The organism is Photobacterium sp. MCCC 1A19761 (assembly GCF_037389125.1).
Taxonomy (GTDB): Bacteria; Pseudomonadota; Gammaproteobacteria; order Enterobacterales; family Vibrionaceae; genus Photobacterium.
This window is the reverse complement of the sequence record NZ_JAZGTF010000011.1, coordinates 42,933-63,572: the sequence shown is the minus strand read 5'-3', so window position 1 is coordinate 63,572 and position 20,640 is coordinate 42,933. Positions and strand designations below refer to the sequence as shown.

Annotated in this window: 15 protein-coding genes; 5 read left to right on the top strand and 10 right to left on the bottom strand. The window is 52.9% G+C overall.

Annotated elements, in window-relative coordinates; translation table 11 throughout:
• Positions 1-4: 4 nt before the first annotated feature.
• Entirely contained in the window at positions 5-1,054 is a 1,050-nt protein-coding gene (locus VV869_RS13145) for a lipid A deacylase LpxR family protein (protein ID WP_337735363.1), read from the bottom strand.
• Positions 1,055-1,166: 112 nt separating this feature from the next.
• On the opposite strand from VV869_RS13145, the gene VV869_RS13140 reads away from it, so the two are divergent.
• Entirely contained in the window at positions 1,167-2,018 is an 852-nt protein-coding gene (locus VV869_RS13140; protein ID WP_337735362.1) for a sulfurtransferase, read from the top strand.
• Positions 2,019-2,076: 58 nt separating this feature from the next.
• Here the strand turns inward: VV869_RS13140 and VV869_RS13135 are convergent, their stop codons facing one another.
• Positions 2,077-2,901, bottom strand: coding sequence for a phosphate ABC transporter substrate-binding protein (locus VV869_RS13135; protein ID WP_337735361.1), 825 nt, complete (start codon positions 2,899-2,901; stop codon positions 2,077-2,079).
• Between the two features lie 105 nt (positions 2,902-3,006).
• On the bottom strand, positions 3,007-3,882 hold the full coding sequence (locus tag VV869_RS13130) for a GGDEF domain-containing protein (RefSeq protein WP_337735360.1): 876 nt from the start codon (positions 3,880-3,882) through the stop codon (positions 3,007-3,009).
• Between the two features lie 553 nt (positions 3,883-4,435).
• Here VV869_RS13130 and VV869_RS13125 point away from each other — a divergent pair.
• Both VV869_RS13125 and viaA read left to right on the top strand, forming a co-directional pair.
• The gene (locus VV869_RS13125; RefSeq protein ID WP_337735359.1) at positions 4,436-6,091 is read left to right on the top strand and encodes an ATPase RavA domain-containing protein; all 1,656 of its coding nucleotides are present in this window, start codon (positions 4,436-4,438) and stop codon (positions 6,089-6,091) included.
• 16 nt (positions 6,092-6,107) lie between these two features.
• The gene (gene viaA / locus VV869_RS13120) at positions 6,108-7,556 is read left to right on the top strand and encodes an ATPase RavA stimulator ViaA (protein WP_337735358.1); all 1,449 of its coding nucleotides are present in this window, start codon (positions 6,108-6,110) and stop codon (positions 7,554-7,556) included.
• Positions 7,557-7,693: 137 nt separating this feature from the next.
• Here viaA and VV869_RS13115 read toward each other — a convergent pair whose 3' ends face one another.
• Entirely contained in the window at positions 7,694-8,809 is a 1,116-nt protein-coding gene (locus VV869_RS13115) for a substrate-binding periplasmic protein (RefSeq protein WP_337735357.1), read from the bottom strand.
• 235 nt (positions 8,810-9,044) lie between these two features.
• Here VV869_RS13115 and VV869_RS13110 point away from each other — a divergent pair, with 235 nt between their 5' ends.
• Complete coding sequence (locus VV869_RS13110) at positions 9,045-10,454, top strand: NfeD family protein (RefSeq protein ID WP_337735500.1); 1,410 nt, start codon at positions 9,045-9,047, stop codon at positions 10,452-10,454.
• 3 nt (positions 10,455-10,457) lie between these two features.
• The gene (locus tag VV869_RS13105) at positions 10,458-11,288 is read left to right on the top strand and encodes a slipin family protein (protein WP_337735356.1); all 831 of its coding nucleotides are present in this window, start codon (positions 10,458-10,460) and stop codon (positions 11,286-11,288) included.
• Positions 11,289-11,332: 44 nt separating this feature from the next.
• On the opposite strand, the gene pelG is transcribed toward VV869_RS13105, so the two are convergent.
• Genes pelG through VV869_RS13075 form a run of 6 tightly spaced genes read right to left on the bottom strand, consistent with a single transcriptional unit; the run spans position 11,333 to position 20,634 of the window.
• Positions 11,333-12,706, bottom strand: a complete 1,374-nt coding sequence (gene pelG / locus VV869_RS13100; RefSeq protein ID WP_337735355.1) for an exopolysaccharide Pel transporter PelG — start codon at positions 12,704-12,706, stop codon at positions 11,333-11,335.
• Entirely contained in the window at positions 12,687-14,201 is a 1,515-nt protein-coding gene (gene pelF, locus VV869_RS13095) for a GT4 family glycosyltransferase PelF (protein ID WP_337735354.1), read from the bottom strand. The genes pelG and pelF overlap by 20 nt, the downstream gene beginning before the upstream one ends.
• On the bottom strand, positions 14,198-15,169 hold the full coding sequence (locus tag VV869_RS13090; protein WP_337735353.1) for a hypothetical protein: 972 nt from the start codon (positions 15,167-15,169) through the stop codon (positions 14,198-14,200). Before VV869_RS13090 ends, pelF begins: the two co-directional genes overlap by 4 nt.
• Complete coding sequence (locus tag VV869_RS13085) at positions 15,132-16,526, bottom strand: PelD GGDEF domain-containing protein (protein ID WP_337735352.1); 1,395 nt, start codon at positions 16,524-16,526, stop codon at positions 15,132-15,134. Before VV869_RS13085 ends, VV869_RS13090 begins: the two co-directional genes overlap by 38 nt.
• Before the next feature lie 22 nt (positions 16,527-16,548).
• The gene (locus VV869_RS13080; protein ID WP_337735351.1) at positions 16,549-17,073 is read right to left on the bottom strand and encodes a hypothetical protein; all 525 of its coding nucleotides are present in this window, start codon (positions 17,071-17,073) and stop codon (positions 16,549-16,551) included.
• 12 nt (positions 17,074-17,085) lie between these two features.
• Positions 17,086-20,634 (bottom strand): tetratricopeptide repeat protein, encoded by a 3,549-nt coding sequence (locus tag VV869_RS13075; RefSeq protein WP_337735350.1) that lies wholly within the window; start codon positions 20,632-20,634, stop codon positions 17,086-17,088.
• Between the last annotated feature and the right edge of the window lie 6 nt (positions 20,635-20,640).

Here is a 20,640-nt window from a genome sequence, read left to right as displayed (position 1 = left end):
TCTCTTACGGGTGCCAGAATACCATGAGTGATCCCCAAGCGTACGAACTTTGCAGGTCTTCTTTGAAGTCGGGAGTATTCATAGTGATGCTAACAACGGCTCCCCAGTCTGGTTGCAGATAGGCACCACCAAAGAGCAGGCTGGCTTGCCAGGGTTCAAGGGTTGTGGGGGGAATGGGAATATCCTGATTCAGGCGTTTTCCTTCGATGGTCTGATCGGTGAGTTGGTAGCGTCCTTCCAGCCCCATGAACAGGAAGCGATCGGGGCCAGAGGTCGTTGCCATGCCGGGATTAAACACGTGGCCGGGGACAAAACCGAGGCTACCGCTTGGGGGATGGAGGGCAGTCCCCAGGCGGGCGATTGAACCGACGGCGAATTCGGTTAGATAGTTACCGGCAGTCAGGCGACCGATATAGCTCAGGTCGTACCGGAAATTTGTCGGGGGTGAACTGGGGCGGTGAGCGTCTGATGCCGAGGCGGTGGATTGGCTCAGATCCCCCGAGAGGATCCGGTGATTGGTCTGATACGTCAGATTTAAAACCAGTTGGTTGTCTACCTGATAGTCCCAGCCCATTGGCTTGTCTGAACCAATCAGTTCGTGGATCAGGGTTTGTCCTTGCTCTGCCCGGGCATGTGGGCCTAAGGTGCCTAGCATGACCTGTAAGGACTCCGTGTGTGTGACAGAAAATTGATAGAGAGCCGTTTCGACAAACAGTAACCCGGCATAGGGGCGCTCACCGGCCAGCGGAATCGTGCTGTCAAGTGTTGCCGGTGTCCAGACTTGGGAGCCAAACCGGTAACTCAAACCTTTCAGGCTTTGCTCAAAGGACAGTAGAGAATCAGCGGTATCACCGAGCCCGGCAGGGAGCAGGGCGTGAAAAGTCTCTGCAGCGGGAGCGTGGTATGTGGCAAAGAACCCGTGAGTATAGTTTTTATCCGTGCCGAGCGGGCCGTCATTGTCCAGAATCAGTGACCATTGGCCCGAGTTGTCAGCGCCCGCGACAGGTGATAAAAAAAGAATGTGAGTGATGAAGCCAAGCAATAATCGTTTCATTGACAACCTGTTGGCTATCCCGGTACAACTTTTTTGTTTAACCGGATGTCAGTAAATCATATACACAAAGATGATACGAAGCATTTAGTCATCCCAGTGAAAGGAACGCACTATGTCGGTCACAACTTTACCTTCTCCCTTGGTCACACCCACCTGGTTGGCCGAGCATCTGGCGCAATCCGATCTCGTTGTGCTGGACGCCAGCTGGTTTCTCCCCGGCACGGACCGGAATCCGCAGCAAGAGTGGCAAGCCAAGCGAATCCCGGGCGCACGTTTTTTTGATTTTGACGGCAAGGTTTCCGATCCGGATTCCGAACTGCCGCATATGTTGCCGAGTGAAGCCTTGTTTTCTCAGGCCGTTTCTGAGCTGGGGATCGCACCGCATTCAACCATTGTAGTGTATGACACGCACGGCGTGTTCTCTGCACCCAGAGTATGGTGGATGTTCCGCGCCATGGGACACAACAGTGTGGCCGTGCTTGATGGTGGATTGCCGGCTTGGGAAGCTGCCGGGTACCCGCTTGAATCCGGTGATGCATTAGCACCGCAACCATCGACGTTTCAGGCGACATACCAGCCTGATTGGGTGATCGATGCAGAGACCCTGCATCAACAATTAGAAAATCAGGGATGCCAGGTGCTTGATGCACGTCCGGCGGCCCGCTTCTATGGCACACAGCCGGAGCCGAGAGCCGGGATGCGCAGTGGTCATATGCCGCAGGCGAAAAGCCTGCCGTTTACCCAGCTCGTGAAAAATGGCTGCTTTTTGGACGTTGAACAGCTGCGGCAGCGGTTTGATGCGCTCAGCGATCAGGATCAGCGCTTGATTTTCACGTGCGGCTCCGGGGTGACGGCCTGCATTCTGGCGCTGGCAGCGGAGCTTGCCGGTCGGGATCGCCTCACCGTCTATGATGGATCGTGGGCCGAGTGGGGGAGCGGAATGAAGTATCCGGTGGTTCAGTAGCAAGACTTCAAACAATTCAGGCCAGCTTATGCTGGCCTGAGTTTATTTGAGGCCGGAGTTATTGGTTATGGACCGCGATGTAGCCGCGCTGGTCAATTATCGCCTGGCCGTCTTCCGAAGTGACATATTGAATGAAGTCTTTGGCCGATGGTTTAAGCTTTTTCTCTTTAAACAGCATCATAAACGGCCGCGAGATTTTATACTTGCCGGATTCCAGGTTTTCCAGGGTCGGCGGCACGCCATCAAATGCAAGGGCTTTGACTGAATCATCGACCGAGCCCAGTGACATGTAGCCAATCGCATGAACATTTCGCGACACCAAACTCTTGACCATGCCGTTGGTGTTCACCACCAGCACCTGCGGGTTGATGTCTGAAACGGTCTGACCGGCAATTTGCTGGGTCAGCCCCATGAAGTCTTCAAAAGAGAAACGAGATCCGGATGCATTTTCCCGGCTGACCACAGCCATTTTCAGATCCGGACCACCCACCTGATTCCAATTGTTAATTTCACCATGGTAGATCTTGGACACTTGTTCCCGGGTGAGGTTGCTGACCGGGTTGTCTTTGTTCACCACCAGGGCAATGCCGTCATGGGCAATGGTGACTGTGGTGACGTCCGGGTTAATTTCATCGGCATTGAGATAGCGGGAGCTCATCCCGATATCGGCAGCCTCTTTCTTGATGGCTGCAATTCCGGCCGATGAGCCGACACCTTGGACTGCGATGAAGGTCTCTTGGTGAGCATTGGAATAGTTTTCGGCCAGTACTTCAACCACATGGCTCACAGATGTCGAGCCGGTGACCGTCACGGTCTGCTTGGCTTGAACATTGAATGCAAGGCTGGCGAAAATGGCACAGAGGGTAGTTGCCCTGGTCAGCATTATTTTTCTCCAAAATATACCAGTAAAAAACCTCCATAGCTTATGACGAAAACATGACAGTATTGTGAAAATACCGTGTGGCCTTGCAAAACGCAGGCAATATTTCTACAGGGATGGGGTCGGGCAGGGTTTTCCGGCTTTGGCGCGATACATACTTTTATCGGCCGTCGCCAGCAAACTGTCGGGATCACTCAAGTTGCCGGAATAGTAAATGGCTAGTCCGATACTTAAATCAATCTGATATCGCTGACTCAGGGGATGAGCAGCCTGATACAGACAATCAATCCATTGGTTACATTGCTGCTGATCTTCGCTGGGTAATAAAACGACGAATTCATCGCCACCGATGCGATAGGCCTGGCTGCCGGTCGGTGCGGTTTTCACCAGCAAGGTCGAGATCTCACCCAAGAGCTCATCACCCTGTTTATGCCCGAATCGGTCATTCACCTGCTTAAAGTTGTCGAGATCGATGTAGGCCAGGATGCCACGTTGATTATTAATCGCCATACGGTCGAAGCGCCGGAACAGAGCCCGGCGATTTTGCAGGCCGGTCAATTCATCTTCCAGTGCCATGCGGCTCAGTTGAGTTTCCAGGCTTCTTGCGCGCTGGATCTGCGCATTGAGGTTCGTGATTAACGTTCGGTGGCGTTGCAGCAATTTGTTAAAGCAAAAACAGATCAGAAAAACGCCAATGTGCATAAAGCTGTTTTCGGCATTTTCGAGTAACCAGTGACCACTCAGTTCGGGGATTTCATCAAGCAAGTCGGCGAGAAGACCGATGCCGTAGGTTCCCAGTGAGAGTGACAACCACCACCGCATGCCGGTCCCGGCAGCTTCCCGAACCAGTAATACCAGCAGAACCAGCGTCAAAATAGAGACCGGAATATCCAGTCCCCGGCTGGAGGGCACGAAAGCAGAGAACAGAATGCCTGCGCAAGCCAGAACCGTCAGGTGGATCGGAAATTGGGAGATGTCTTTCATAGGCCAGTGTACAGCGAAAACAGAGAACCGGAGTCGGGGGAGATGATGTCAGAGAGGGCGTGGTCAGACAAGTGATTTCCTCCGTTGTATCAAGGATTCCCGGGTGTTTCCGATTTCATGTCAGCGTGCTAGAAGAAATGTGGCGAAATTGACCCGCCAGCGTGCTGAACCGAAATTTCACGAAAATAGAATGTGGTCGAGATTTAACCATTAATTAACCAAACCAGCTCAAAAATGTGAAATTCATCATTTTTTATTTTTTGTATTTTCATTGCGTGATCATTCTCTCATTCAGTATAAAGTTCTAATAAATATCGACTTTTAACGATAACACTAGCTTAACCTTGGTGGTTGTGTGGGATTTTGCGACATATCATTATTGAAAACAAAGTTTCACTTCTAGTGATGCAATAAACTCTTTGATATACAAGGGATGTAACAAAACATTTCGGTTAACAATATTGTAACACGTATTGTTTTATGTCTATTCTATACATGACGAGCAATTGTTGTGCTATCGGCACATGGACGTAACATTCAGAGAGGTCATCCTATGCTGACAATGGCAAGCCAGGCGCAACCCAACAAAGCTTTAGTCTCCGAGCGGATACAAAAGTTGGTGAAGGCGCTGTCCAACGGTGTTTATGAACGAGAAGAAACGATAAAACTTTGCCTGCTTGCCGCGCTCGCCGGTGAAAGTGTTTTTTTGCTCGGTCCTCCCGGGATTGCAAAAAGCCTGATTGCAAAACGGTTGATCCAGGCTTTTGATCACAGCCGTTTCTTTGATTACCTGATGACCCGGTTCTCAACACCGGAGGAAGTCTTCGGTCCGTTGTCGATCCAGGAACTGAAAGATAACGGGAAATATGTTCGCCTGATTGACGGCTACCTGCCGACCGCGCAGGTGGTGTTTCTGGATGAAATCTGGAAAGCCGGGCCAGCGATTCTGAACACCCTCCTGACGGTTGTGAACGAACGAACCTTTAAAAATGGCCAGGATACCCTGCCGGTACCAATGCGTCTGCTGATCACGGCTTCAAACGAGCTGCCGGAAGAAGACAGTGGCCTGGAGGCCTTGTTTGACCGGATGCTGGTGCGGGTGTTTGTCAACCGGATTCAGGAGAAGCAAAACTTCAAAGCCATGCTGATGGGGGAAGGGCCAAGCATTCAGGAAATGGCCCCGGGGTTAGCCATTACGGATGAAGAGTACGACAGCTGGCAAAAGCATATTGATGACATTCGCCTGGGTGAAGAAATCTTCGAGAAAATCTACACCCTGAAGTCGATGATCGAACAGCGGGCGGAAAGCGGAGAAGATTTCGAAGCCGAAGACAGCGAGTTGTACATTTCGGACCGGCGGTGGAAGAAATCCGTGCGATTGCTCAAGGCCAGTGCCTTCTTTAATGGTCGAGATGCCATTAACCCGCTCGATCTCCTGTTGCTTCAGGACTGTTTGTGGCACAGCCCGGAATCACGTCATGTGGTGCGTGAGTTGATCCGTCAGTTTGCGACGCAGAAAGCGTTTGGCCAGGAGGCCGCACAGGCGAGTGCTACGGAAGCACAGACCATCATCGATGATGTGCATCAGGATATTACGACGGGACTGTGTATGCATTTCTCCCGCGAAACCATGATGCGCAAAGAATGGTTTAAGTATGATTTCAGCGGCGCCCGCCGTTATACCGTGAATAACAACCCACGGATGATCAAGCTGGTGATGCTGCAGCAAAATCCGTCCGTGTCCGAGCAGGAAAGCGGGGACAGCCGCTGGGTGTATGTGGACGGCGACGAATTTGAGAAGAAGATTAAAACCGGGCAGTGCGATATCTATGGCTTCGTGAACAAGAATACCCATTTGTGTCGCCTGCAGTTTGAGATTGATGCGCAGCAACATTTGGTGATCAAAGATATCGCGAACCGTTCGGTTCTGGTCGGGTTGGCCGGCAGCCACGGGATCACCGGTGCCCAGCAGCAACTGTGGCAATCGGAAGCCGAAAAAGCACTGGGTAAAGTGTCGGATGCCGAACATTCAATCAAGCTGTCCCGCAGCAGTTTTCACGGCGCCTTGCCGCACACCTTTATCGAAGCGGATTTGCCAGACTTGATCGAGCAGAGTATTTCGACGGCCTCTGATGCCGTGACTGAGTTGAAGATACTGATTGATAAAAGTGTTTTCCGGATCTCTCACTTGTCTGAATACTTTGCCTGAGCCGGGAGCCTGAACCATGCCAGTGAATGAAAGTATAAATTTAGCCCTGATGCTCACCGAGTCCGGCATTATTGATCATGCCGTACAGGAGCTCATGATGAGACCGCAGTTGATTGTCGCGGCTGAGCAGAATCCCGGGATCAAATCGGCGATGAAAAGCCAGATTATGAAATGGCGGGGACAGGTCCAGCAGCGGATCAGCCGGGTGAGCGTGGAGGAGCGTTTTCGTCAGGAAATCACCCTTTACCAGGAAGTCAGCCAGTGGGAGCCGGATTATTTTCTCGACCATGCGGACGCCGTCGTGAAAAAGCTCGAGGGTCACTCTGCATTTTATTTTCGTGCAAAGAACTTGTTGGATCGGGAGCATCAGAAACATAATCCGATGTTTCAGAGCTATTTTTGTAATCAGTGGTATCAGGCGCTGACGCAATCGCTCACCGAAGCCCAGCAGACGGAACTGGAGCAGCATAAGGAAAAACTGCTGGCCGATTTGTATCAGCGCATTGAAACCATGCAGCAGATGAACGAAGTCACCGAAGCGGGTGACGAGAAAAAAGCCGGTCGACTGTGGGATATGGCTCAGGCCAAGTTAACCCGAACCGATGTGAAGAGTTTAAAAGCCATGGCGGCCTTCCTGAAGAAGAATAAAGGGTTGCAGGAGATTGCTGAGAAGCTGGGTCGTATGGCAAACGAAGTGGATGACCCGAATCAGGCCCGGGTACGCTCGGAAGACTTAAAAATGGTTGAAGAGCGGAGTGACAGCGTCACTGATGATATTGTCGGTGTTCATGAGAGTGATGACCTGGCAAAACTGTTACCGAACGAAGCGATGTTCCTGGCGTATCCGGAGCTGGAAGTTGTGTTCTACAAACATCTGGTTGATAAGCGACTGATGAATTACCGGATGCAAGGCGCGCAGCGCAAACTGCGTAAGGTGAAAGCCTACAAACGCCAAACCAAGCAGGTGGAGCAGGACAAGGGACCATTTATTGTCTGCATTGATGCTTCGGGTTCGATGAATGGTTTTCCGGAGCAGTGCGCCAAAGCCCTGGCTTATGGTCTGATGCAGATTGCGCTGGCTGAAGAGCGGGATTGCTACGTGATCATGTTCTCAACCCAGCAAATCACCTATGAGCTCACCAAACAGGATGGCCTGCGCGAAGTGCTGAACTTTTTGTCCTATTCATTTCATGGTGGGACGGATCTCGGACCGGTGCTGGATCAGTCGATTGCCCTGATGAGTAGCGAGAAATACCAGAACGCCGATCTGGTGGTGTTGTCAGATTTCATCGCACCGTCACAACCGGATGCAATGATGAAGCGGATTCATAAGCTCAAAGAGCATAAGAATCGTTTTCATGCGGTGAACTTATCCAAATATGGGAATCCGGAGCTGATGACGATCTTCGATCATTGCTGGTCGTATCATCCGTCCCAGTTGGGCCGCTTGTTAAAATGGAAATAAATACGACCGATGTTAAATTGAATTCCACACTAAAATAATAATATCTCTAGTTGTCTTGTCGTTGGCGGTGATTGATCACCGCCTTTTTTGTGTCCGGCGGAGATGAATATTGCGGTGAGTATGAGTGATGCGAGCGGTCATTTCTCAGCAAAGTATTCATGCAGAGCCTGCCGCCAGACGGGCGTCCTGCGCACTTTCAGCAGGGCACGATTGAGGGATTCGGTGTACGGGCTTTTATCTTCGATGGCAAACCCATAATTTTGCTTTTCAAATGGGTATGGCAAGACCGTCAATTGCTGGAACTCACCGTTTTCCTTTGCCTTTTTCACCAGATACATCAATACCGCGTTATCAGCTACCACAGCGTCGACATCCTGCAGCTCCAGCGCTTCCAGTAACTGACGATTATCACGATATAACCGATGCACAATGCCACGGTTGGACAGGTAGGTCGAAGAGGTTGAGGCGGTTTTCGCGCCAACCGGAATATTGGCCAGATCGTTTGGCCCCTTTATTTCCGAGCTGAGCAAACCCAGGGTGAAGGTGCTGGCGAGCAGGGCGGTGATACTGGCAATAAACAACGTGGTGGCAATCGCCAGAATGACGGTGATCACTCGTCCGGTCAGGGTTTTAAACTCAAAGTAATTAAAGGGACCTTTGGTGATAAACAGCAAGCCCAGAATAAAGCCTTCGATGAGTTTGGCCCGGCGCGACGGCATGGAATACAGCTTGTCGTTCACCCGGTGTTCCAGCAGGTAGTAAACCATCCCGACCAGCGAGGCGGCAATAAAGATGAATCCAAGTACCGACAATAACTGCTTGTTGGTTAACAAGCCCGTGACTGCGGACAGATAGTTTTTCTGTTTGACGGCGATGGCGAGGTGGGTTTCGTAAAATGAGTGGGAAAAGTCAAATCGCAACTCACGCTCAGGCGTGATCGACAGACAGGAAACGCCGAAGTTGATTTCCTTGTCGGCGATTTTGTCCAGCAGGGTTTTCAGCTCATATTCCTGGATTTCGTATTGGATCCCCATTTCTTTGGCAACTTGCTCCCAAAGGAAAATGCTCAGCCCGGAGAATGTACCGTCGGGATGTTTGATCACAAAAGGTGGGCAGTCATAGGTCCCGACCAAAACGGTGGGCTTGACGGCGGGCGCTGCGGCTGCGGGCAGCGTCCAGAAGCACTGTGTCAGCAGGAAGAACAGCGTCAGCGGGAAGAATAACCGGGAGGTTGGTTTGACAGGTCTGGCCATAGGTAACCCTGAATCGTTTCATTTTGGGTTAATTATAAGTGTCAATTTTATTTCACGGGGCTGTCTTATTTTTGCATGGAGAAGCGCATAAAACAGTGTGCTTAATCGGGTGGGCTATGCTTATAGCAGTTGAAACGTGCGCAGGAAAAGTATCAGGGTACTGAATTACCCGCGATTTTCTCCTGGGGGAGGAAGTGAAGTGAAACGTTTCTCTTACGTTGCGTTATGGTTGGTCATGTGGTTTTTCGCGGGCACTGCATCTGCAGACAACGTGTGGATTATCGAAATCAAAGGCGGGATCGGACCTGCCACAAGCGATTATGTCGTCCGGGAGATTGATGATGCCCGGGAGAACCAGGCTGCCTTCATTGTGTTGAAAATGGACACCCCCGGCGGTCTGGATACATCCATGCGCGATATTATCCGCGCTATTACAACTTCTTCGGTCCCGATTGCGACCTGGGTTGGCCCGTCCGGTGCCCGGGCGGCCAGTGCGGGGACCTATATTCTTCTGGCCAGCCATGTGGCGGCCATGGCCCCGGGAACGAATCTGGGGGCGGCAACGCCGGTTTCATTGACCGGCCCGGGCGGCAAGGATGACGACCAGAGCAGCAATCCGTTTGCGCCGAAGGATGACAAAGAAAAACAATCGGCCAAAGATGCTGAAGAGAGCCAGTCTGAGTCGTCCAAACCTGAGTCTTCCCAACCTGAATCCAGCGAACGCGTCCCGGCCAAAACGGCCATGGAGAAAAAAGTCATAAATGATGCGACCGCTTATATCCAGGGGTTAGCCAAACTACACGGACGCAATGAAATCTGGGCCGCCAAAGCCGTCACTGAAGCGGCCAGTCTGGATGCGGAAAGTGCACTCAAAGAAAATGTGATCGATTTTATTGCTCCTAATCTGGATAGTTTGATTGAACAGTCCAATGGCCGGACCGTGGCGATTAACGGCATTCAGCGTCCGATTGAACTGGCGAATGTTGCCTTTGTGGAGCGTGAGCAGGACTGGCGTTTTAAATTGCTTTCCGTGATCACCAACCCCAATGTTGCTTACATCCTGATGCTGATTGGGATCTACGGCCTGCTGCTGGAATTTTACAATCCGGGGGTGGGATTACCGGGGGTGCTTGGCGGGATCTGTCTGTTGCTGGCGATGTATTCGCTGCAAATGCTGCCGGTCAGTTATGCCGGTTTAGGACTGCTGTTGCTGGGGATCGCGCTGATGATCGCCGAAGCATTTAGTCCGAGTTTCGGGATCCTGGGGCTTGGCGGGGTCGTCGCCTTTGTTCTTGGTTCTATCATGCTGATGGATACGGAGACACCCGGATATCAAATTGCCATTCCGCTGATTGTCGGCCTGACCGTGGTTTCCGCACTGTTTACCTTTGTGATCCTGACGTTGTTGCTGAAGAGTCGGCGCAAGCCGGTGACGACGGGCGTTCAGGTGTTGCTCGGTGAAACGGCGACGGTCGTGGGCGGCTTTCCCGGAGAGGGCCGGGTGTTGGTGGGGGGCGAAATCTGGCAGGCACGTTGTGACAGGCCGTTGAAGAAAGGTGAGCGTGTCACTGTGAAGCGTATTTCGGGCTTGTATCTTTATGTTGAAAACGGGTTCGGCGAGTCGGCGGATCCGAAGAAGGACTGATATATGATTACCTACTCGTTTGCGTCAATTATCGTACTGGTGGTGATACTGATCATCAGTATGTTCAAGATCCTCCGCGAATATGAGCGGGCGGTGGTGTTTTTGCTGGGGCGGTTTTACGAAGTCAAGGGGCCGGGGCTGATCATTATTGTGCCGATTGTGCAACAAATGGTCCGGGTGGATTTGCGAACCATCGTCCTTGATGTTCCAACCCAGGATTTGATCACCCGCGACAATGTGTCGGTTCGGGTCAATGCAGTGGTGTACTTTCGGGTGGTGGAGCCGAAAATGGCGATCATCAATGTGGAAAATTACCTGGAAGCCACCAGTCAGTTGTCGCAAACCACATTGCGGTCGGTGTTAGGTCAGCATGAACTTGATGAGTTGTTGTCGGCCCGGGATGAGCTGAATAAAGATCTTCAGGTGATCCTGGATCAACACACGGACAACTGGGGGATCAAAATTGCCAATGTTGAGATCAAGCATGTTGATCTTGACGAAAGCATGGTTCGGGCGCTGGCCCGGCAAGCAGAGGCTGAGCGTTCCCGGCGGGCAAAAGTGATCCATGCCATGGGTGAACTGGAGGCATCCAAAAAGTTGTGCGAAGCGGCAACGGTCTTGAATCAGGCACCCAACGCCGTGCAACTGCGGTATATGCAAACATTGACCGAAATTTCCAATGACCGGACCACCACAATTGTGTTCCCGATGCCCATCGATTTGGTCGACAAATTCGGTGGATTCATGCAATCCTCAAAACCGTCCGAACCACGCCAGGCGGACACGCTGAAGCAGAATCCTTCTGAGCCGGAACATCCCATCGACTACCCTTAATTGCCGTGAATCAACGGGGCCAGCAGCTGTGCTGGCCCGATTTGCTATGAGCGCTGCAGCATGAAGGTCTGATACTCCAACTCATTGAATTGCCGGTTGAGCATGATTAAGCCGACGATGGTCGTCACCAGCATGGTGATCGCGAACCCGTAGCCGTAGAAGGTTGGCCCCAAGTCGATACTTAATTGTGCCAGCACCCAGTTCAAACACGCCATCAGGGCGGCCAGCGACAATGCCGCATAGCGTTTGTCCAGGTAATACATCACGTTGAGGATCGACATCACCAACACCTGAAGGCTGACCCCAATCAGATCGGCGTACAGTAGGTGTAGATAGGCCATGTCGAGTTTCAGCAGGTTCAGGATGTCTTCGGCCCATAGTAAGGCAAGGGCCAGCGTCATGCCTTGCACCTTGAAGATGGCATAGATGCTTTGCTGGCAGGCCAGGACCATTTTATCTTTCAGCAAGTAGATGGAATCGAGCGTTTCTCCTTGCCTTACTGCATCATAAAATTTGAGGCATGCATCCGCGAAGTCGGTTTCCATTTTCAGCAGAAAGACGGCCATACCGGGAATGATCGCCAGGTAGGCAACAAAAATCGGTAAATCGTAGATATAGGAAGCCCGGAAGGATGCGATGACCACGTATGACGTCTCTTCCCGAAACCAGAACACGAACTTATCCAGCCAGACACCGAGGTTGTACAGGACGCCGCAAATCATCAGTGAATAGAAGACTTTACTGGGATGTAAGAATTCAAACGCGACCAGTTGTTTCGCCGGAAAGTCCCGGATGACGAAGAACAAAAATGAAAAGGTGATGATGGCCTGACAGCCGCAGAAAATAAGCAACAACCCGAGCATGTTGAGTCCGGGGATGGCCAGGCTGAGCGTGATCATAAAGCCATAGCCGCAAGCGATGATGATCAGGATCCGGTAGTACTCTTTCATCCCGCTGAGAAAGATAATGATGAGCCATTGGTTACAAAGCAGCACCAGGGATGTGAAGATGGCCAGCTTTACTGTGGGTGCCAGATCCGGTGCGTTCATCAGTCCCCCGGCACCGACCAGCCCTGCGATCAGGCTGGTGATCAGCATGGCACCGAGTAAATTCGGTACCACCCGGTGATCCTCTGCCGCAAAGAGTAAGTCCGAGATAAATCGGGTCAGGAGTAATTGAAACAACCCGCTGATAATGAGGGAGCCGGCCATTAAGTAAGTCACAATGACCAGAAACTGAACAATGGCGTACATCGGAAAGACACTCCCGATGCTGAGGATCCCAATCACCATCAAAGCCAGAATCGAGATCACCCATGGACCGGAGCTAATCAGTCCGGCCAGGCCATAGGCTTCCAGAATGGAAAGAAGGGTGTTCTTATCCAGTATTTTGCGGAGTTCAAAGCCGATCCCTGCCACAGATGGCCTCCTCATAGAGTGTTTGATAGGCGCGATACATCTCTGTTTCGTTGTAGTCGCGAGTGACCCGTGCTTTACCAATATCGCCGGTCTGACGCCATTGCTCGGCATCGGCCAGGGTATCGATGATCGCCTGTGCAGCCTGCACCGGGCTGGCAATCGGAATCATGGTGCCGGCAGCGCCCAGTGCGGCATCTTCTCCGGGCCTGCCATAGAGGATTTCACGACAGGCGCCGACTTCTGTCGCGATGCAGGGGATCCCGGAAGCCATTGCTTCCAGTAGCACCAGCGGTTGCGCTTCACTGATTGATGTGAGCATCATGACCCCCAGTTTCGGCATGATTTCGGGCACGTTCTGATTCCCGAGCAACTTCACATGTTTTTGCAGGCCGAGGCTTTCGATCAGAAGCTCACACTCGTGGACATAGTCCGGGTCTTCTTCCTTCGGGCCAATGATCCATCCTTCCAGCGTTGGGAGGGTTTCAATGGCGCCGCGGATCGCCCGAATGAAGGTTTTGATATCTTTGATAGGAACCACCCGGCCGATCAGCCCGGCCACCAGCGGTGGGCTTTCCGGTCGTTGCGTATAGGCCGTATCAAACCGGTTCAGTTGAATGCCGTTCACAATGACCTGCGTTTTGTCGTCCGGCGCTCCGTCACTGTGCTGCCGTTGGCGGTTTCCTTCAAACAGGGAGATAATATGGTCAGCCTGATCATAGGCTGTCAGTCCCAGCAGCTCGAAAAACCGGATCCAGGTCTTGCGGGTTTGATCCATTTTTTTATGCAGGCTGATATCAATGAGGCTGTGACGATCCTTGATCCAACTGGCCTGAGACAGGTCGATCTTCCGTTCTTTGGTGTAAATACCGTGTTCAGTGATCAGGAGAGGTCGCCCGGTTTGTTGCTTGCATAAAGCCCCCAGGAACCCGGCGTAGCCGGTTGAGAGACTATGGAAGACTTTGGCATCGGGCAGGTGTTGCGAGATTCGGGCCAGGGTAAACAAGGGTTGGTAAATGGTGCGATACGTCCAGAAATAGTCAACGAACGATTTATTCGCCGCGGTATTCAGGTAGTGCTCCGTCAGGACCTCCCAGGACGCCCGGCTGTAGAGAAACTCCGCCATGGTCAGTTTGTTTTTTTTGCCCAAGGCGGAAGACATAGCGAGGAGCAATTCACCGGGAATCGGTGTTTTTTCGCGTTCAAAATAAGACAGGAACTCATCCCACCGGGCGAACAGTGCCTGATTGCCCGAACGGGGCGTAGGCGTCATTTCCCCGGGATCACTGAGCAAGTAATGCATTTCGAATCCGGTGACATTATCAGGGAACTCATACTGGGGCTGGCCATAAAAGTCAGGATTGCCCCCCAGAAAGATCAGGTGAAAGTTAAACTGGGGTAGGCCCTGAATCATTTGATGGACCCAGCTGGAAACGCCGCCGCGCACATAAGGATAGGTTCCTTCCAGCAACAGGCAGATGTCGACTTCCCGGGTCATAACCAATGCTCCTTAATCTGGCTGACGGATTCGCCTTTTTGGTTCGGGAGAAAGGCGATGTACTCGCGAACTTTTTGATAGTCATGGGCACGATAGGCCGCTTCCGCCAGGTAGGGCACAACTTGTTTAGCCCGTAAACCGTGCTCAAAAGCGTAGGTCAGATAAGGGACGGCTTCTTCAGCACGCTGTTGCGCCAGCAACACCCGGCCGAGCAGTAAACTGTTCGAAGCCTGCTGCTGGTGCCGGACAGATAAGTTGAGATAGTGCTCGGCTTGCTCGAGATAGTGTTTTCTTAAGATCCCTTCCGCAATGCCAAGGTAGCAGAGCTCCCAGTACTGTTGGGCAATGTCAAAAGCAGTCTCTGGCTGGTGGTCCTGTTTATACATTTTTTTGTGGCTGGAAATCAGCTCATTAATTTGGGTTTCGATGCCTTCCAGCGCGGCGTAGGCGAGCAGGCGAACATCGTCAGAGAGATCTTTCAGTGCCAGCTGAAGCAGTGGGACCGACTGCTGACGGGGCAAGTGGCAAATAGCAGAAACGGCCAGGGAGCGCTGTCCCGGGTCGTCACTGTGGACCAGGATATCCCGGAGGGCCCCTGAGCCGAACGGGCTGCGAGTCAGCAAATCGCCCGGGCTTTGGGGAAGCTGTAGAGGTTCACTGGATTGCCAATGACTATGGTGTTGTTTTTTTGGGAAATGTAAGCCCAATAACAGCGCGCAGGAGCTCCCAATCATCCCGACGACCGGCAGGAGAAACTGAAAGCTGAACAGAAAAATGAGCGGACCGGCTGACGGATAACGGTAAGTTTTCGGCAGCAGCAGCCAGTTTGCTGCGGCGCAACTAAGGCATGCAATGGTATGGGCAGCAGCAAGCGTAGACCAGGTGGATGCCACCCAGTCGTTTCCGGAGAGCAAATAAATGCAATACGCTTCAAACGTGGTTGCTTGAATGAATAGCCAGGTTTTCATCAAACGCTCCATAGTCATAGACCAGTGACATGATTTGTGGCAGTTCTTTCGCGACGGACAGGGGGCCCTGAATGTCGAGGGGGGAAGGTGTGCTTTCATCCAGAGCAGATTGCTGTTTGATCCGCTGGATAAATTGCTGGGTATTCGCTCGGGTGGAAAGCGGCAGTAAGACGAGCAAGGCCGGTTCCCCTTGGGGCGACTGACAGGCCCAGTAGATGTCAGCGCCGCGGCGATGGTTGACAATGGCATCCAGGTGACGTTTCTGTCCCCGATCGGGGACAGTAAAAATGACCAGGTGGCTGTCCACGCCGTGCTGTCGCTGGTTTTGCTCAGCCAGATTCAGATAGCTGAGGAACAGTTCGCTTTGTTGCGGCTGAATGAGCGGTGTCACGATGGTGTCACTGATCAGGCTGGCCGCATGGTTGGCAACCAGGGAAAGCAAGGCGTTGTTGGCGGGCGTTTGTAAAAAGAATTTGGCACTTTCTGCAAGGACAATCGCTTGCAGGTTATTCTGGGAATCTAGTAGCGGGATACACAGCTGATAGCGGGATTGGTGATGCGGGTCTATTTTGGCAACGGATAACAACACCCGCTGTTTCATCATGTCTTGCAGCATCGGGTCGGATTCTGTCAGTTGGTGATGATCCCCGATGGTCGCCTGCGGCACCGGATCAATTTGATCGCCGGTGACCGAGTAGAGCCCTGCAACTTCCAATCCGCCGATTTCAGCCAGCAGGTTCAGCAGCGGATGGCCGATCTGTTCGAGTCGGTTTGAGCTGTACGAGGTTGCTATTTTATGCAGGGCACTGATACTGGCCCGCAAGCTGACAGTCTGGCCGGCAGTCCGTTGTTCCAGTTGGTCATGAGAGACTTTCAGTAAGTGGTAGTTATGCGTGAAGCTTTCCAGCTTCTGTTTCATATACTGGTGATCTAGTTGGTGTTTTTGGGTGACGGCTTGCCAGTGATCGTGAAACTCCCCGGCGATCATGGTGGTCAGGGCCATGCCGATCATCATCGGCAGCGGGTAAAGCGTAAGCATGTCTTCGGCTTTCATGACACTGGCCAGCCCGGCTGCGATGAGCAGCGCACAGGCGAAGCCCTTCGCGAAGCCATAGCGCAGGGCGACCAACAGTGGCCCGAAGAGTGGCCAGAAGAAATGCGGCTCGTGCGCCATGGAAGTCAGCGCCGTTGAATGGAGCCAGAAATAAGTGGTGATGCTTGAAACGACTAAGGTTTCCAGCCAGGCTGCACCATCTTGCTTAAACCCGGAAACGATCCGGTCCCGCAGAGTTTTTATGGACAGGGCCTTTATGGACAGGGCCTTCATAGACAGGGGGCTCGTGTGCATTGTCTTCATAGGCAGATTCCGTTCTTATGAATCATTCTTTGGACTCGAGATTCAGGCCGTCGAGCAACTCGGCAATGACCATCTGTCCGGTACCACTGACGCTCTCACGACCCCAGCCGCTGCGGGTGCCGGTCGCCCGCCATTGTGTTTCCTGGCTGCGTGCAGACTGCACTTCCAGAGTAATGCCGACAGCCGGTTCACCATCCAGCCCGCTTTTATAATGCCATTCTTCAACCGAGCCGGTAATTACGTAGTCCACGTTTTGGGTTGCCAGCCAGGCCTGGGCGTTGTTTCGTTTCGCGTTGCTGTCCAGAATACTGGCGAGATCCTTCATGTGACTGGCCGGATAGAACCGGGCGTTGATCCCCTTGGCGTAGAGTTGTGCGCCGAGGATCTGTTCAGCTTTTTCCGATGCCATCGGCGTATTGGAGTTGTTGATCATCGGCATGATCACCCAACGGCTGTTGGCCGGGAACGTCGGACTGTCAGGGACTTGATAATTGGCACAGGCGCCTAAGGTCAACGCCGCTGTGAGTAGAAACCATTTCTTTTTCATATGCTAATCCCTTTAAAAACGATAGAAATATCCCAGTGACAGTTTCAAAGTTTGATCGCCGTTACGATCCTGGCTTTGCCAGTCGGCAGAGAAATACAGTTCATCATGGCCGAGAATGCGCCAGCCCAGTGCGGCGGTGACAGCGATATCCGGTTGGTTGGTCGAAAGGTTGTACCCGATGGAGGTCTCCAGCCAGTACCGGGGGGACGGGACCATTGGGCCGGGTTGGCCCGGCGTGCCATGCCAGAGGTGCTGACCAATGGCGATCCGCTGGTATTCGTCATCAATAAAGTTCCCGCTGACCAGCGGTGCAGGCCCTTGAACTTGGGCGTTGATGCCATTGAGCGGGTCTTGGCTTAAATTGACGTCCTGCATACTCAGGCTGGCATAGAGTTGCCAGGCCGGGTCATTGAAAAATAATTGCTCGGCTGCCCGCAGATTCAGATCCCATCCCCGGCCGATGTCATCGCCATAACGGGTCGACAAATCATGCCAGTTCCATTGCAGGGACAAAGACTCCCTGGCCGTCGGTTGATAGCTGATGCCAAAGCCGGCGGTATTATCTTCTCCGGTCAGGGTAAGTAACTGGCTGGCTTCAATCGCTTGTTGAATCCCCAACTGCAAAGATATGTCCCAGTATGGATCGAGTGAACGCCGGTAGCTGGCCGAGAAGCCCAGGCGTTGATCACCCAGCCCGTCGGCGAAATCAAATCCCAGCGACCAACGGGTCTCCGGTAGCCGGTAATGAAGTTCGCCCCGCAGCCGGGTTTCATCTTCCATGTCGATACCCGTGAGCAGGTCTGGCGTGGCGGCATGCTGGAAGTCGGCGCCCAATCGCCAGTTTCCTTGATGATGTGGGGTATAGTAGTCGATGCTGGAACGGGAGATATTCCACTCGGTATTGTGCGTCGTCTGAGCCCGGACGCTGTGGGTCTGATCCGGGTGCTGCGCGACATGGACCCGGCGCAACTGGCGTTCGGTTTCCGGCTCTTGCAGGGTGCCGAGGTTCTGTTCGCCATGCTGCCAGGCTTTAGCATACTGGCCGGTGAGCTGAAGGGCTGTATTGGTATCCGCTACCGGGATGTCGTTCGACTTCTCCAGTAAAGATTCCATGACCGCCCGATCTTTGTCGAGAATGGCAATGGCCATTTGCTGCCAATCCGGCAATGTGTATCGGCTCAGTGCGGTGTGCCGATGCCAGGCGATCAGGCTGTCAGGCTGACCCGAAGCCAGATAATAGCGAAACAGGTCCCGGGTATGGGGCTGATCCGGGTTTTCCAGAAGCGCCTGCTCCGCCAGTTGTTGCGCGGCCTGTTCACCAACAAACAGTGCAATCAGTGAATGGAAGGAAATGTCACCGTCTTCCAGGGCCAGCAGTTCATCCGTCAAATGACTGGCAAGATAGTGGTGCAGGCGACGGGCTTGGTCGGACTCGCCCCGTCGTTCCAGCAGCGTCGCATAGTTGAGCAGGACAGCGACATCGACTTGTCCAGAGGCCTCGTCGCGTAGCAGCAGTTGCCGGTACCAGAGATCGGCTTCCTCCAGTTGCCCCAACGTTTGTGCGGCCGTGGCAAAACTGAGCCACAGTTCGGCGTTGTCCCGAAGCGGCTGTTTGTACCGCTGATAGACTGACGCCATGGCGTCTTGGTCATTGGCTACAATCGTCAGCCAGAGTAATCCGCTAATTGCCGTCTCATGGTACGGCGCCTGCCTGAGGATTTTGCGGTAAAGCTCAGCGGCTGTTTCCTGATCCTGATTGTCCTTGGCAAGCTGAACCTGATACAGCAATACGTCAATATTGTCGGTGAGTGCCGGATCGTGAGTGGCCATATACACCAATCGGGTAAACGTCGGTTGATCCTGATTCTCCCGAGCGGCTTGGATGGCAGCCAATAACGCCTGTGCGTTGCCGGTTTGCTGATACAGTTTGACCAGGTTGTTGATATCTTCTCGGGTCTTCGCGGAATCGCCGCTTCTCAGGTAGCGATACATATCCATTTGGCTGCTGGTTCTGGCAATCAGTTGCTCCTGTACCTGCCGGGAAATGGGACGGTTACTGGTCTCCCAGGCCAGTGTTGAGACGGATACCAGATAATCATCGTCGGCCTGTAACCAGTGTTCCGGGGTGGTTAAAACGGCCAGGGCTTGGTCGGGTTGCTGGTTCATGATGTAGGCATTGGCAAATTGCTTCGCCTCGGCAGTTGTTGGGTCGCGTAATAACCGCAGCTTTACCCACTGTTCGATGACTTTTGGATGATCGCTCTGATATTCATAGAGGCGCGCCTGGTGGGCAATGAGTGCCGTATCTTCAGGGCGCAACGCCGAGAGCTGTTGCACGCTCTGGAGCGCAGCTTGGGTGCCTTGAGATTTTTCCAGCGCATTCAGCCAGGCAGGGTACTCCGTCACGCTTAACTGATTATTTGAGGCCAATTTGCTGAAATAAAGACCTTCCTGATAAATATCCCCGAGAGCCCGGGCTTCGGCGATCCCGTCCCGGATTTGAGTTTCGGTTGCGCCCATGGCCAGCAGGCGTTGGCTGAGCCGGGCAGCCGCCGCAATGTTGCCTTGCCAGCGCTGGAGGTCATGCAGGCGGACGATGACGGCAGGATCGTTTTCCGTTGCCGTGATTTCCGTCAGCAGCGCGGTGGCTTGCGCTAGCTGACCGGTCGCGATAGCCAACTCTGCGGTTTTGGCTTTGAGTTCAGTGCTGGGGGTCAGGGCCAGCAGTTTGCGTGATTGCGTCAGTGCCGTGTTCAAATTGCCAACCTGGGTCGAGTGGTCGATGGTCAGGCGAAGAAAGGCAGGGTTATTGTTCAGCTCTCCCTGATAGTGGTCGATAAACTGGCCGCTTTGCTCGGCACGTCCGGCCGCCAGGTAGAGATTCAATAAGGCCGTGGCATTTTCCAGTGTGCCTGACTGTTCAAAGGCCGCGTTTTGGAAACGCAAAGCATTGTCATAATCTGAATGTTGCGTGGCCAGGGACACCAATTCCTGGTAGCTGGTGAGGCCGCTTTGCAGGTGGGGTGCCAGATAATCGTAGCCTTTTTGCGTCATGGACAGCGAGATCGCGGTATCGGCCAGGTCTCTTGCCACACGGGCGTCCGGAATCGTGTCAATGTTATTCATCACCTGCCGGAGTTTTGCTTCAATATCCGGCGCAGCTCCGGCTGTGGCTTTGGTTTGAAAATACTTGTCCTGAAGCAGATTGACATAGGCGACCAGCAGCGGCCAATCCACCGATTGTTTCTCTTCGGCGATCACGGCTTCCGATATCGCAATGGCTTTGTCCAGATCGCCCATCTGAGCGTAGTTCTTGATGATCAGTTTACTGACGGTTTGGTTATCCGGCTCCCGGGCTTGAATTTCCTGCAGAAAGGCCAGAGACACCTGGGGAGACGTCGTTTGGGTCATCAGCCGGATCAGCATGGATTGGTCGGGCGCAAGCAGCCACAGCGCCCACAGTGAAGTGAGCGTTAAAATCACCAAAGTCGGGATATTGACCAGCTGGAGTCTGGTCTTTCTTCGTTTGTGGTTCAATGGACGCTGTGAAGATACTGCCATAGGCTG